The organism is Pseudaminobacter sp. Soil_N_29 (assembly GCF_057656055.1).
The window spans coordinates 279,316-293,260 of record NZ_JBDGLC010000003.1 but is presented as its reverse complement, the minus strand read 5'-3'; the positions used below and the strand labels follow the sequence as shown (position 1 = coordinate 293,260).

10 protein-coding genes are annotated in these 13,945 nt (G+C 64.6%); 8 read left to right on the top strand and 2 right to left on the bottom strand.

The genetic code is table 11. The features are described from left to right. Positions 1 to 68: 68 nt before the first annotated feature. Positions 69 to 1,472 (top strand): dihydrolipoyl dehydrogenase, encoded by a 1,404-nt coding sequence (lpdA, locus tag AC3A4H_RS10035; protein WP_487766562.1) that lies wholly within the window; start codon positions 69 to 71, stop codon positions 1,470 to 1,472. 708 nt (positions 1,473 to 2,180) lie between these two features. On the opposite strand, the gene AC3A4H_RS10030 is transcribed toward lpdA, so the two are convergent. Together AC3A4H_RS10030 and AC3A4H_RS10025 are read right to left on the bottom strand one after the other, a co-directional pair. Beyond that, the gene (locus tag AC3A4H_RS10030; protein WP_487766561.1) at positions 2,181 to 3,608 is read right to left on the bottom strand and encodes an aldehyde dehydrogenase family protein; all 1,428 of its coding nucleotides are present in this window, start codon (positions 3,606 to 3,608) and stop codon (positions 2,181 to 2,183) included. Between the two features lie 66 nt (positions 3,609 to 3,674). Beyond that, on the bottom strand, positions 3,675 to 4,706 hold the full coding sequence (locus AC3A4H_RS10025) for a histone deacetylase family protein (RefSeq protein ID WP_487766560.1): 1,032 nt from the start codon (positions 4,704 to 4,706) through the stop codon (positions 3,675 to 3,677). A gap of 410 nt (positions 4,707 to 5,116) precedes the next feature. On the opposite strand from AC3A4H_RS10025, the gene AC3A4H_RS10020 reads away from it, so the two are divergent. From AC3A4H_RS10020 to secD, 7 genes are all read left to right on the top strand, one after another. Then, positions 5,117 to 6,226, top strand: coding sequence for an ABC transporter ATP-binding protein (locus AC3A4H_RS10020; RefSeq protein WP_487766559.1), 1,110 nt, complete (start codon positions 5,117 to 5,119; stop codon positions 6,224 to 6,226). Between the two features lie 4 nt (positions 6,227 to 6,230). Next, a complete protein-coding gene (locus tag AC3A4H_RS10015) occupies positions 6,231 to 7,157 on the top strand; it encodes an ABC transporter permease (RefSeq protein ID WP_487766558.1) in 927 nt (308 codons plus the stop codon). Next, complete coding sequence (locus AC3A4H_RS10010; RefSeq protein ID WP_487766557.1) at positions 7,150 to 7,953, top strand: ABC transporter permease; 804 nt, start codon at positions 7,150 to 7,152, stop codon at positions 7,951 to 7,953. Before AC3A4H_RS10015 ends, AC3A4H_RS10010 begins: the two co-directional genes overlap by 8 nt. A gap of 34 nt (positions 7,954 to 7,987) precedes the next feature. Then, entirely contained in the window at positions 7,988 to 9,022 is a 1,035-nt protein-coding gene (locus tag AC3A4H_RS10005) for an ABC transporter substrate-binding protein (RefSeq protein ID WP_487766556.1), read from the top strand. A 94-nt stretch (positions 9,023 to 9,116) separates the two neighbouring features. Beyond that, positions 9,117 to 10,304 (top strand): serine hydrolase domain-containing protein, encoded by a 1,188-nt coding sequence (locus AC3A4H_RS10000; RefSeq protein ID WP_487766555.1) that lies wholly within the window; start codon positions 9,117 to 9,119, stop codon positions 10,302 to 10,304. A 133-nt stretch (positions 10,305 to 10,437) separates the two neighbouring features. Then, positions 10,438 to 10,839, top strand: coding sequence for a hypothetical protein (locus AC3A4H_RS09995; protein ID WP_348777440.1), 402 nt, complete (start codon positions 10,438 to 10,440; stop codon positions 10,837 to 10,839). Between the two features lie 96 nt (positions 10,840 to 10,935). After that, on the top strand, positions 10,936 to 13,458 hold the full coding sequence (gene secD / locus AC3A4H_RS09990; RefSeq protein ID WP_487766554.1) for a protein translocase subunit SecD: 2,523 nt from the start codon (positions 10,936 to 10,938) through the stop codon (positions 13,456 to 13,458). Positions 13,459 to 13,945 lie beyond the last annotated feature (487 nt).

The window sequence follows — 13,945 nt, the reverse complement described above, 5'->3', positions numbered from 1 at the left end:
ATGTCCGGCAGGACAGAGGGGGGCAACGTAGAGCGCGTATGCCTCCTTGATCGGGAGGCAACACACTCATGAAAGACATCTCCTGCAAGCTTCTGGTGATCGGAGCAGGCCCGGGCGGCTATGTCTGCGCCATCCGCGCGGGCCAACTCGGCATCGACACGGTGATCGTGGAGATGGAGAAAGCCGGCGGCACCTGCCTCAACATCGGCTGCATCCCGTCCAAGGCGCTGATCCACGCCGCCGACGAATTCGAAAAGACCGTGCGCATGGCCAACGGCAACGGCAAGGGCACGCTCGGCATTACCGTCGAAGCACCCAAGCTCGACCTCGCCAAGACCATGACCTGGAAGAACGGCGTGGTCGGTCGCCTCAACAACGGCGTGGTCGGCCTGTTGAAGAAGGCCGGCGTGAAGATCGTGCATGGCCGCGGAAAATTCCGCGACGGCAAGACGGTGGAGGTCGAGACCGAGACCGGCACGCAGGTGATCCGCGCCGAGACGGTGGTCATCGCCACCGGCTCCACGCCGATGGAACTGCCGGCCCTGCCCTTCGGCGGGCCGGTGATTTCCTCGACTGAAGCACTCTCCCTGATGAAGGTACCCGAAAGGCTGGTGGTCGTGGGGGGCGGCTATATCGGGCTGGAACTCGGCACCGCCTTCGCGAAATTCGGCTCCAAGGTGACGGTGGTAGAAGCCCTGCCGCGCATCCTGCCGCAATATGACGCCGAGCTGACCCGGCCGGTGGCAAAGCGGCTCGGCGAGCTTGGCGTGACCGTGCTGACCGAGGCGAAGGCAAAGGGCCTTTCGGCCAAGGGCGACGCCCTCATCGTGGAAACGGCCGACGGCCAGGAACAGGAGCTTCCCGCGGACAAGATTCTCGTCACGGTCGGCCGCAAGCCGGTGATGGAAGGCTGGGGTTTGGAAGAGCTCGACCTCGACCGCGCGGGAAAATTCCTGCGCGTCGACAGCCAGTGCCGCACCTCCATGCGCGGCGTCTATGCCATCGGCGACGTCACCGGCGAGCCGACGCTGGCACACCGCGCCATGGCGCAGGGCGAGATGGTGGCCGAGATCGTCGCCGGCAACCGGCGCTCGTGGGACAAGCGCTGCATTCCGGCCATCTGCTTCACCGACCCGGAGGTGGTGACTGCCGGGCTATCCCCCGAAGAAGCGCGCGCGCAGGGCCACGAGATCAAGGTTGGCCAGTTCCCCTACACCGCCAACGCCCGAGCCCTGACCATGCAGGGCGAAGCCGGCTTCGTGCGCGTGGTGGCGCGGGCCGACAACCATCTGGTGCTCGGCATCCAGGCGGTCGGCCAGCACGTCTCGGAACTCTCCGCCGCCTTCGGCCTGGCGATCGAGATGGGCGCGCGGCTGGAAGACATCGCGGGCACGATCCATGCTCATCCGACCCAAGGCGAAGCCTTCCAGGAAGCGGCGCTGAAGGCGCTTGGGCACGCGGTTCATATTTGAGTGCGGCCTTCCCCTTGAGGGCAGGACAACCGCATATGCCGCGATCTACCCCCACTCCGCCTCGCCTCGCCCATCTCGCATCGCAACATCAGTGCGGCAGAATGTTGCATCGCACAATTTTGCAAGGCTGCCATGCACCATTGACGATTGTCTTCGCGGCCGAAAGGGCGCATTTACGGGACGCGATTTCGGAGCGGCCTTTCCTCCTCCCAGGCCAATCCGGATACGGTCGACTTTCACCTCCTCCCGATTGTCGACCACCTTTAGAGACACCCGCCGGACCTCCTCCCCTGGCGGGTGTTTTCTTTTTGGGCTTCGTACACGGCAAAGCAGGCTCCAGCGAGCCATCGCCAAGTTACTTCACACCGCACATTCGTAATGGCCTCTGGGTGCACTGCTGTTGAGGCATGGGTCCCCGGAACCCCATCGCTTCGCTCGGGGCCCGAGGACGACGGCGGGAAAAACCGCTTGCGCAAATTTTCCACGCCGAAGCCCCCACCTCCCCGTCGTCCTCGGGCCGAAGCACGAGCGGAGCGAAGTGCGGAGGTTCCGGGGACCCATGCCTCGGCCTCTCAACAGGCAGTACGACAACGATCCGTGGACGAACGCTGCGGATGCGCCCAGAGGGGCGGGTTCGCCCGCCTTCTCCGCTCACGGGGAGCAGTAGTTCAGGCGCGGCGGCGTTTCCACCGCCGCGCCCAATGGCAATTAGCCGGCGTAGCCGACGATGCCCTTGATCTCGAGGAAGTCGTGGATGCCCCAGTCGGCATATTCGCGACCGTTGCCCGACTGCTTGTAGCCGCCGAAGGGCGCGTGCGTGTCCCAGTCGGGATAGTTCAGATAGACCGAGCCAGCGCGCATCTTCGAGGCCACGCGGCGCGCGTTCTCGATGTTCTGCGACTGGATGTAGGCGGCAAGGCCGTAGACCGTGTCGTTGGCGATCCGCACCGCGTCGTCTTCGTCCTGATAGGAGATGACGGAGAGAACCGGCCCGAAGATTTCCTCGCGCGCAATCGTCATGTCGGGCGTGACATGGCCGAACACGGTGGGGCGGATGTAATAGCCGCGGTTCAGGCCCTCGGGGCGGCCGAGGCCGCCGGCCACCAGCTTGGCGCCTTCAGCGATGCCGGTTTCGATCAGCCCCTGGATCTTGTCGTACTGGAGTTGGCTGACGACCGGGCCGAGCTGCGTCTCGGTCGAGCGCGGATCGCCGGTCTTGTGGGCTTCGGCTGCGGCCTTCGCCACTTCCAGCGCCTCGTCGTGACGGGAGGCGGGAACCAGCATGCGCGTGGGCGCATCGCAAGACTGGCCGGTGTTGCCGAAGCAGGCGTTCACGCCCTCACGCACGGCATGCTCGAAGTCGGCATCGGGCAGGATGATGTTGGCGCTCTTGCCGCCCAGTTCCTGCGCCACGCGCTTGACCGTGTCGGCCGCCGCCTTGGCGACCAGCACGCCGGCGCGCGTCGAGCCGGTGAAGGACACCATGTCGACATCCGGGTGCTCGGCCATAACCTGGCCGACATCCGGGCCGTTGCCGTTGACGAGGTTGAATACGCCCTTCGGCACGCCGGCCTCATGCATGATTTCGGCGAAGACGATGCCGCTGATCGGCGCGATCTCGGACGGCTTCAGCACCACGGTGCACCCCGCCGCGATGGCCGGGGCCACCTTGCAGACGATCTGGTTGAGCGGCCAGTTCCACGGCGTGATCAGCGCGCAGACGCCGATCGGCTCCTTCACCACCATGGTGGTGCCGCGCAGATGGCTGAACTCGTAGTCTTCCAGCGCCTTGATGGTGGATTCCATATGCACCTGGCCGGCAGCGGCCTGCGCCTCGCGCGCCCAGGTGATCGGCGCGCCCATTTCCTGCGAGATCGCCTGCGCCACGTCCTCATAGCGCCGGTTGTAGATTTCCAGCACCTTCTTCAGCAGCGCCAGGCGCTCTTCCCGCGTGGTCTGCGAGAAGCTGGCGAAGGCGGCGCGAGCAGCAGCCACCGCCTTGTCGACATCGGCCTTCGAGCCGAGCGAGATCGTGGTGTAGGCTTCTTCGGTCGACGGGTCGATGACGTCCAGCGTGGCCGGCTTCACCGGCGCAACCCATTCGCCGTCGATGTAGAATTTCAGATGATTGCTCATGGTTTCCGTTCCGATCTGGTCAAAGATCTTCCGCAGGATTGGGGCGCCGCAGCGCCCCCGTTTATGTTAGGCGTCCTCGAAGCCCGTCAGCACGCCGACGGCATTAATGCCAATTTCCTCGACCGCATAGCCGCCTTCCATGACGAAAAGCGTCGGCAGGCCGAGCCTGGCGATGCGCTGCCCGATCTTGGGATAATCCTCGCTCTTCAGCTTGAACTGGCTGATCGGGTCCTTCTCGAAGGTGTCGACGCCGAGCGACACGACCACCACGTCGGGCGCATAGGCAGCGACCTTCTTGCAGGCGTCTTCCAAGGCCTCGTTCCACTTGTCCCACGGCGTTCCGGGCGCCATCGGATAGTTCACGTTGAAGCCCTCGCCCTTGCCGGCGCCGCGCTCGTCGGCATGGCCGAGGAAGAACGGATATTCGGTGTTGGGGTCGCCGTGCAGGTTCACCACCAGCACGTCGTCGCGCTCGTAGAAGATTTCCTGGGTACCGTTGCCGTGGTGGTAGTCGACGTCGAGGATCGCCACGCGGGCCGCACCCTGGTCGCGATACCACTGCGCCACCACGGCCGCATTGTTGATGAAGCAGTAGCCGCCCATGAAGGCAGCGCCGGCATGATGCCCGGGCGGACGGCAGAGCGCAAAGGCCGCCCGCTCGCCGGCCTTCACCACCTCGGCCGCGGTCAGCCCCACATCATAGGAAGACTTGATGGCATCCCACGTGCCTTTGGTGAAGGTCGCGCCCGCATCGAAGGAATAATAGCCCAGAGCCGCGTCGATCCGCGTCGGGCGCACGTCGCCGCGCAGGCCGCGCGTGGGCCAGGTGAACGCCATGGCCGAGCCCGGATAGCCCGCCTCCTGCCACAGAGGCCAGACCGTCGGCAGGAAATCGATATAGTCGGCGGCATGCACGCGCTTGGCGGCATCCAGCGTATGCTCCTTCGGCGCCAGGATCGGGCCCAGCTTCTCGCTCTCGACCCGTGCCTTGATGTATTCGGCGCGCGAGGGCTTTTCGAAGCCCGGCACGATCTCGCCGGCAACCAGTTCCATCTGTCCGGCATGACCCGCGTGCAGCGGAGAAAAGATCGTCTTCATTCAGTATCCCCATGGTGGTTCGGGGCGTGACCCTAGCCGGATGCCCCGCCTTTCCACAAGGGCAGGCCTGTGCCAAGCGCAGCGCCGCTTCTGGCATCATCTCAACTTTCCGGGGATTGCTAGCCTGCTCGGATCACGGAGAACGACATGACATCCTGTGCCGATCTGATCCGACCGCGGCCATGCGGGCTTCAATGACTGGCGAAACATGGGTCGAGCACATGCCCGATCATCGCCCGGTCACTAAGATCTGCGGCGGCCGCATCACAATCCAAGCTCAGAAACAAGCGGCCTGAACTACGCATCCACTTGAATCTTTGTTCAGTCGGCCAGTTGCCAATGCCAACGGCATGTGATGACAATTGGCCAGAAATGCGTCGCCGAAAGAGCGAGCGAAAAAAGGGGAACGCGTGCCGGAAATGCCGGATAAGAATGCGATTGAAGTCCGCGGCGTCAGCAAACTGTTCGGTACGGGAGAGGGCCAGGTCGCGGCGCTCGACGACGTTTCCGTATCAATCCGCGAAAACGAGTTCTTCACCCTTCTGGGGCCGTCCGGCTGCGGCAAGACCACCCTGCTCAGGCTGATCGCCGGCTTCGATTTCCCGACCGACGGCCAGATCATGCTCTACGGCCAGGACATCGCCCCGCTGCCGCCCTTCAAGCGGCCGGTCAACACCGTGTTCCAGAGCTACGCGCTGTTCCCGCACATGACGGTCGGCCAGAACATCGCATTTGGCCTGGAGATGCTGGGCAAGCCCAAGGCGGAGATCCAGGCGCGCGTCGCCGAGATGCTCCGGCTTGTGCGCATGGAGGCGCTGAAGGACCGCAAGACCAGCCAGATTTCCGGCGGACAGCAGCAGCGCGTAGCGTTGGCCCGCGCATTGGCGCCGAGCCCCAAGGTCCTGCTGCTCGACGAGCCGCTCTCAGCGCTGGACTACAAGCTGCGCAAGGAAATGCAGATCGAGCTGAAGCGCCTGCAGCACGAGACCGGAATCACCTTCATCTTCGTCACCCACGACCAGGAAGAGGCGCTGACGATGTCGGACCGCATCGCGGTGATGTCGGCGGGCAAGATCCTGCAGGTCGGCTCGCCCTGGGACATCTACGACCGCCCGGCGGTGCGCTTTGTCGCCGACTTCATCGGCGAGACCAATTTCCTCGAGGCGCAAGTGCTGTCGGCCGCCGACGGCCGCGCCACCGTGCGGCTTTCCTCAGGTGCGGAAATTCCGGCTACCTGCCCTGCCGGCTTGAGCCCGCAAGGCAAGGTCACCATCGTGGTCAGGCCGGAGCATGCGCGCGTGGCGGCGCCGAACGGCGCTGCCGCCCATCTCGGTCATGTGGAGAACGTGGTCTATCTCGGCACCGACACGCATTTCCACGTGCGCCTCGACGACGGCACGCCCTTCATCGTGCGCCAGCAGAACAGCCGCAACGGTCACAACGGCCATAACGGCTTCGCCAAGGCGGATCGCGTCGGCATCGAATTCGGCCAAGACGTCGCGCAGATCCTGAAGGACTGACCAGATGACGAGCGCACAGGAAATCGTCAGGGCTGCCGAAAGGCAGGACGTGCGCAATCGCTGGCTGCTTTCGACGCCGGCATTGCTGATCATCTTCTTCGCCGCTGTCGGCCCGCTGTTTATCATGCTGGCCTATTCCTTCATGGCGAAGGGCGATTACGGGGACGTGAAGTTCGGCGAGTTCTCGCTCGACGGCTGGTTCTCGGTCTTCCTTCAACGCGACATTTTCGACGATACGGTTTCGTTCGCCGACGCCAACCTCGCCATTTTCTGGCGCTCCGTCCGCCTCTCGCTGGTGACCACCGCGGTGACGTTCCTGTTCGGGTTCCCCACGGCCTATTTCATCGCCACGCGACCGGCAGAGAAGCGCGAGGTGTGGCTGTTCCTGGTAACGATCCCGTTCTGGACCAACCTGCTCATCCGCACCTTCGCGATGCAGGAAGTGATCCGCAACGAAGGCATCATCAACTCGACGCTTGTCTGGCTCGGTCTCATCGAACGGCCCATCCAGATCATGTTCACCGACACGGCGATCCTGTTTGGCATGGTCTATGTCTACCTGCCGCTGATGGTCCTGCCGCTGTACGCCTCCATGGACAAGCTGGATTTCCGGCTGGTGGAGGCCGGCTACGACCTTTATGCCAGCCGCTTCAAGGTCTTGCGGCGCATCATCATTCCGCTGGTCATGCCCGGCATAGTGGCCGGCTCCATCCTCGTCTTCATTCCCTCGCTTGGCGCCTATGTGACGCCGCGCGTGCTCGGAGGCGGCAAGAACATGATGCTCGGCAACCTGATCGAACTCCAGTTCGGCCAGGGCAGAAACTGGCCGCTGGGCGCGGCCATCTCCATCACGCTCATGGCGCTCGTCATGACCGCGTTGCTCTTCTACGTCCGCAGCACGACCAGATCGGGAGCCGAACGGAATGGCTAGGCGCTTCGACATCCGCGCACAACCCGGCTTCGCGGTGATCGCGCTGTTCACCTTCTTCCTGCTCTATCTGCCGATTGCGACGCTGGTCGCCTATGCGTTCAACGCCGGCAATTCGATCGCGGTGTGGGAAGGCGTGTCGCTGCGCTGGTTCATCTCGGCTGCAAACAACGACATCGTGCAGGACGCGGCGAAACGCTCGCTCATCATCGCCACCGTGGCGGCAACCATCTCGACGATTGCGGCCACCATGGCTGCGCTGGCGACAACCCGCACGCGGTCCTACCGGGGCCTTACCTTCAAATACGCCTTCATCAACCAGCCGCTCATGGTGCCCGAGATCGTCACGGCGGTGGCGCTGCTCATTGTCTTCTCGCGCATCAAGGTGTGGACGGGCTATTCGGGGCTCGGCTACCTGCTCGCCGCGCATACGGCCTTCTGCATTCCCTTCGCCTATCTGCCCATCCGGGCGCGGCTGGAAGGCATGGACCTCATGCTCGAGCGGGCGGCTGCCGATCTTTACGCCACACCCTGGATGACATTCCGGCGCATCACGCTGCCTCTGCTTCGGCCTGGCATCATAGCGGGCTTCATGCTTGCCTTCGTTATCTCGCTCGACGACGTGGTCATTACCGAATTCGTCAAATCGGGCGGCCAGGAAACGCTGCCCACCTACATGCTGGGCCAGCTTCGCCGCATCGTCACGCCCGAGATCAACGCCATCGCCACCGTGTTCCTGGCGCTCTCGGTGGCAATCGTGACGGCCTTTTTCTTCCTGAACCGGAAAAAGGCGCAGTGAGTACAATTCGACGCCAAACATTGGGAGAGGAACTATGAAACGGACACTGACAGCGCTGGCGACGGCCATGACCGTCGCGGCTTCCGCCGGGGCGGCTTGGGCCGAAGGCGAACTCAACATCTACAACTGGGGCAACTACACCAGCCCGGAACTGATCAAGAAGTTCGAGGACACCTACAAGGTCAAGGTGACCGTAACCGACTACGATTCCAACGACACCGCGCTGGCCAAGGTGCGCGCCGGCGGCCACGGCTACGACCTCGTCGTGCCGTCCGCGAACTATGTTCAGATCTGGGTCAAGGAAGGCCTGCTCGCCGAGGCTCGCCCCGACCAGATGGAGAACTTCAAGAACGTGGACGAGCGCTGGGTGGACGTGCCGTGGGATCCGGGCCGGCACTACACCGTGCCTTGGCAGTGGGGCCTGACCGGCATCATCGTCGACACGTCGCTCTACAAGGGCGACATCAACACCTCCGCCATCTTCCTCGATCCTCCGGCCGAGCTGGAAGGCAAGATCAACGTCGCGCCGGAGATGAACGACGTCCTTTACGCCACCATCCGGTATCTCGGCGGCAAGTGGTGTACCGATGATCGCGAGTTGCTGAAGAAGGTTCGCGACAAGGTGGCCGAGGCGAAGCCGAAATGGATCGCCATGGACTACGGCACCATCGAAAAGTTTGCCAGCCGCGACTACGGCGCAGCCTATTACTGGAACGGCGCGGCGATGCGCTCGCGTGAAAAGAACCCCGACGTTCGCTTCGGCTATCCGAAGGAAGGCTTCCCCTACTTCATGGACAGCATTGCCATGCTGAAGGACGCCAAGAACCCGGAGAACGCCAAGCTGTTCATGAACTTCATCATGGCGCCCGAAAACGCCGCGCTCATTTCCGCCTTCGCGAAATACGCCAACGGCATCAAGGGCTCCGAGGAGTTCATGCCCGAGGACATGAGGGGCGCTCCGGAGCTGAACGTGCCGGAAGAGTACCAGGCGGCCGGCGAATTCCTGGAGACCTGCTCGCCCGAGGTGCACGACCTCTACACCAAGATCTGGACCGAGCTTCAGAAGTAACAGCATGAACGCGGCCCGGCACACAGCCGGGCCGCTCCCCCTCGCCGCGCGGCGAGCGCCGGCTCCTCTCCCCTTCCCATCCCGGACAGCACACATGACCGCCCAGACCGATTTCGCGCGCCAATTCGGCTTTGCCCGCTCCGACGTCACGCTGGAGAACTGGCGCACCCACCCCTACAACCGCTGGGCCTTCCAGAATGTCGGCGAGCTGGTGCCGAGCGCCGAGATCGCAGCCCCGGGCGACGCGCCCGAAGCATCCGCCGGCGACCTGAAGGAACTGCTTGCCGAAACCGTGGTCACTCCCGCCGGCTCCGAAACCGTCTCCGCCTTCCTCGCGCGCACCCACACCGACGCTTTCGTGGCCATGAAGCGTGGCCGCTTCCTGGGCGACTACAACGCGCCCCACATGAAGCCGGGCGGACGCCACATTATCTTTTCCATCTCGAAGTCGCTGACGGCCATCCTCGCCGGCTCGCTCCAGGCCGATGGTCTGCTCGACCCCGCCGCCTCGGTCACGCGCTACATCCCCGAGGCCGCAGGAACGGCCTTTGCAGACGCCACGGTGCAGCATGTGCTGGACATGACCAGCACAATCGACTTCGAGGAGCTTTATCTCGACCCCGAAAGCGCCTTTGCCCGCTATCGCCGCGCGACGCTTTGGAACCCCAACACCAACGGCCCGGACAGCGAGAAGCTGCTGCCTTTCATCATGTCCATCTCCAAGGGCGCCGGCGAGCACGGCGAGGTCTTCCGCTATCGCTCGCCGAACTCCGACCTGCTCGGCGTCATCGCCGAGCGCGCTTCCGGCAGCCGTTATGCCGACCTCATGGTCGAGCGCCTTTGGGCACCGCTGGGTGCGAAGCGCGGCGGCCGCGTGACCGTCGACGGCGAAGGCACCGCGCGTGCGGCCGGCGGCGTCTCGGTCACGGCGCGCGACCTCGCCCGCGTCGGCGAGATGATGCGCTGCGGCGGCGTCTACGAAGGCCGCCGCATCCTGCCCGAGAGCTGGGTCAAGGACACTGCCACGGGCGGCGACCGCCAGGCATGGCAGAAGGGCGATTTCGCCTTCCTGCTGCCCAATGGCAGCTATCGCAACAAATGGTACCAGACCGGCTTCGAGGGCGAGCCCTATTGCGGCATCGGTATCCACGGCCAGTGGCTCTATGTCGACCCGGCGAACGAGGTCGTGCTGGTCAAGATGTCGTCGCAGCCGCTGCCGGTGGACGACGAAATGGACAAGCAGAACCTGGCCTTCTTCCAGGCTGTTTCGCGCCTGCTGTAGGCCTTGCGGCGGGCAATCAGCCCGCCTCAGGATGCGCATGGGGTTGGTAGTTCCGCCGCAATGGTGTAGGAGCATCCGCTGCCCCATGCTAAACTTGGGCGCAAGGTGAAGCCGCAGGAAACGACCTGGCACGATGAAGTTCAGCAACGCCCACACGCCTGCAGGACGCGGATATGCTTCCGCCGTCCTGCTGTGGCTTGTCGTTGCGGCGGCCGCGGCTCATGGCCTGGTAGGCGCGATTTCTCCTGCCCGCGGGCTGAGACTGCAGGCCGACAGCGTCGGCGCCGCCGGCCAGCAGGGCGGCGAGCGCACCAGCATTGTCAGCCACCAGCGGCTGGTGGCGATTGCCGAATGGCGCGGCCTTGCGCTGAAATCGCAGCTTCCAGGCGGCGACACCGGCCCGGCCATCCTGCCCGTGGCGCAAGGGTGCGTCGCTTCCACATTCCGCCCTTGCCTGAGCGACAAGGCTCCGCAGGGTCTGCGCGAGGTCTGGGCGGCAGCTCATCGCGCGCGCGCGCCGCCGGCTGCGGCTTGAGCGAGCCGCGCGCTCGACAGGATCCACCTGCTTTGAAATTGACTGCGGATTGACCGGCTGATCGACCGGCATCGCGCATAGACAGGACCAGAACCAATGCGAACTTCCAAATGGGTGGTGGCGTCTTACGTCGTCATCATCCTTATCGGCATCTTCGCCGCCCTTCCAAGCGCCATGCCGCCCTCCATGCTCGAGAAGATGCCGAGCTGGTTCAGGCACCAGGTCACCCTCGGCCTCGACCTTCAGGGCGGCTCCCACCTCGTGCTCGAAGTCGACGCCAATGCGCTGAAGACCGACCGGCTGCGCTCGCTGCTGGACGATGCACGCGGTGCCCTGCGCAAGGAGCGCATCCCCGTGCAGTCGGCCCGCGTGGCTGGCGATGCCGTTGTCATCAGCATCGACGACGACAACCAGCGCGCCCAGGCGCTCGACGTGCTGAAGAAGCTCGCCGCTCCCGTCAGCGGCATCGGCTTCGGCGCGGGCACGGCCGACATCGACGTCACCACCCAGCAGAAGCAGATCAGGCTGGTGCTGACGGAAGCCGGCATCCGCGACCGCATCGACGCGGCGATCCAGCAGAGCCTGGAGATCGTGCGCCAGCGCGTCGACCAGGTCGGCGTCGCCGAACCGACGATCCAGCGCGTCGGTTCCGACCGCATCCTGGTTCAGCTGCCAGGCCTGCAGGATCCGACACGCTTGCGCGAGCTGCTGGGTAGCACGGCCAAGATGGAATTCCACATGGTCGCCACCAATGTGGAGCCCGGCCAGCCGCTGCCTCCGGGCGTGTCCATGCTGCCGGACGCCAAGACCAACCAGCAATACCCAATTGAGGACCGCGTTGCGATCAGCGGCGAGCGTCTGACCGATGCCCGCGCGGGCTTCAACCAGACCACCCAGGAGCCGATCGTCTCCTTCCGCTTCGACAGCGTCGGCGCCCGCCAGTTCGCCGAGATCACCCAGGCCAATGTCGGACGGCCCTTCGCCATCGTGCTTGACGGCAAGGTGCTTAGCGCGCCGGTCATCCGCGAGCCGATCACCGGCGGCTCGGGCCAGATCAGCGGCAGCTTTACCGTGGAAGACACGACGGTGCTGTCGGCCCTGCTGCGCGCCGGCGCCCTGCCCGCGCCGCTGACCGTCATCGAGGAACGCACCGTCGGTCCCGATCTCGGCGGCGACGTCATCCGCATGGGCCTCTACACCGGCGTCGCCGGCTTCCTGGCCGTCGTGGTGTTCATGGTGCTGCTCTACGGCAGCTGGGGCATGATCGCCAATTTCGGTCTGCTGCTGCACCTCATCATGACCATTGGCGGCCTCGCCATCATCGGTGCGACGCTGACCCTGCCCGGCATCGCCGGTATCATCCTGGGCATCGGCTTCGGGGTGGACGCCAACATTCTCATCAACGAACGAATAAGAGAGGAATCGAAGAAGGGCATCAGCGCCTTCGCCGCGCTGGACCATGGCTTCAAGCGAGCCTTCTCCACCATCGTCGACGCCAACGTCACCTCGCTGATCGTGACCGCGCTGCTGTTCATGTTCGGCTCCGGCCCGGTGCGCGGTTTCGCCGTCACCATGATCCTCGGCACATGCCTGTCGCTGTTCACGGCCGTGGCCGTCGTCAGGGTGCTGATGACTGCGGTGGTGCGCCGCCAGAAGATGAAGACCATCCACATCGAGCCGCTGGTCCGCTTCTTCCCCGACCACACGTCGATCTCGTTCATGAACGCCCGCTTCCTCGGCATCGGCATGTCGATCCTGCTGTCGCTGGCGTCGATCGGCCTGTTCATCAAGCCGGGCCTGAACTACGGCATCGACTTCAAGGGCGGCATCCAGGTCGAGATCACCACTTCGCAGCCGGCCGACCTGGCCTCGCTGCGCAGCACGCTGAGCGGCCTCGAACTGGGCGAAGTGGCCCTGCAGAGGATCGGCGGCGACAACGACGTGCTGATCCGCGTGCAGCGCCAGGACGGCGGCGAGGCCGCGCAGACGGCTGCCGTGACCAAGGTCAAGGAAGCGGTCTCGAAGCTCGATCCGGGCGTCAAGTTCGACCGCGTCGACGTCGTCGGGCCGAAGGTCAGCGGGGAGCTCGCGCAATCGGGCGTGCTGGCCGTGGTGCTCTCGGCGCTGGCCATGCTGGTCTATATCTGGTGGCGGTTCGAGTGGAACTTCGCACTCGGAGCCATAGCCACGCTGATACTGGACACCACCAAGGCGGTCGGCTTCTTCGCGCTGATGGGGCTGGACTTCAACCTGACGGCCATCGCCGCGCTGCTGACGATCATCGGCTATTCGGTGAACGACAAGGTCGTGGTCTATGACCGGATGCGCGAGAACCTGCGCCTCTTCAAGAAGATGCCGCTGCGCCAGATCATCGACATGAGCATCAACCAGGTGTTCGCGCGATGCATCTACACCTCGGTCGCGATCCTGCTCTCGATCCTGCCGATGGCGATCTGGGGCGGCAGCGCGGTCGAGAACTTCGCGATCCCGATGGTGTTCGGCGTCTTCATCGCCACCTCCTCGTCGATCTTCATCGCGGCACCGATCCTGCTGCTGCTCGGCGACTGGTGGGCCAAGAACCACCCGCAGCGCGTGGAAGGCGCTCCGGCCAAAAGCTAGGCCGGCGTTCCGCTCCGGTTCGTCGGAGCGACTTACCGACACAAGAACGGCGCCTCTCGGGGCGCCGTTTTTTTGTTCGGCCGTCTGATGGGTCGAGAAAGGAGCGGCGCGGCTCAGGGCAGATGGAACCGGTTCTGTTTCGCCGATAGCTCCGCCAGGAAGGCGGCGGCCGATGCCGCTGTCTCAGGCAAGTGCCAGCTTAACAAGAAGGGCATCGCCAGCGGGAAACCCTCTGGCCGGGTCAGTTCTTAAATCCGGCGGCGTACGCCTTGGGCGTAGCGCAGGCATGGCCTTTGCCTCACCCCGCCAAGCCCGGCGCGATGCATCCACGACAATTCCCCTCCTGTCGCAGGAGCGGCATGCGTTGGGATGGGAAGCCGGCTCGAAGAAGTGCGGCCGCTCAAGCGGCCGGCCCGTCATTGCGTCGAAGAGATGCCGGACATGGGGTCGTATTCACGGGACGGAAGCCGCCGCCCCGCCATCGGCG

Excerpts from the sequence above, each read along its gene's own strand:
- AC3A4H_RS10005 (WP_487766556.1), top strand. The coding sequence starts at position 7,988 with ATGAAACGGACACTGACAGCGCTGGCGACGGCCATGACCGTCGCGGCT.
- AC3A4H_RS10025 (WP_487766560.1), bottom strand. The coding sequence starts at position 4,706 with ATGAAGACGATCTTTTCTCCGCTGCACGCGGGTCATGCCGGACAGATG.
- AC3A4H_RS10030 (WP_487766561.1), bottom strand. The coding sequence starts at position 3,608 with ATGAGCAATCATCTGAAATTCTACATCGACGGCGAATGGGTTGCGCCG.
- AC3A4H_RS10015 (WP_487766558.1), top strand. The coding sequence starts at position 6,231 with ATGACGAGCGCACAGGAAATCGTCAGGGCTGCCGAAAGGCAGGACGTG.
- AC3A4H_RS09995 (WP_348777440.1), top strand. The coding sequence starts at position 10,438 with ATGAAGTTCAGCAACGCCCACACGCCTGCAGGACGCGGATATGCTTCC.
- AC3A4H_RS10000 (WP_487766555.1), top strand. The coding sequence starts at position 9,117 with ATGACCGCCCAGACCGATTTCGCGCGCCAATTCGGCTTTGCCCGCTCC.
- secD (WP_487766554.1), top strand. The coding sequence starts at position 10,936 with ATGCGAACTTCCAAATGGGTGGTGGCGTCTTACGTCGTCATCATCCTT.
- AC3A4H_RS10010 (WP_487766557.1), top strand. The coding sequence starts at position 7,150 with ATGGCTAGGCGCTTCGACATCCGCGCACAACCCGGCTTCGCGGTGATC.
- lpdA (WP_487766562.1), top strand. The coding sequence starts at position 69 with ATGAAAGACATCTCCTGCAAGCTTCTGGTGATCGGAGCAGGCCCGGGC.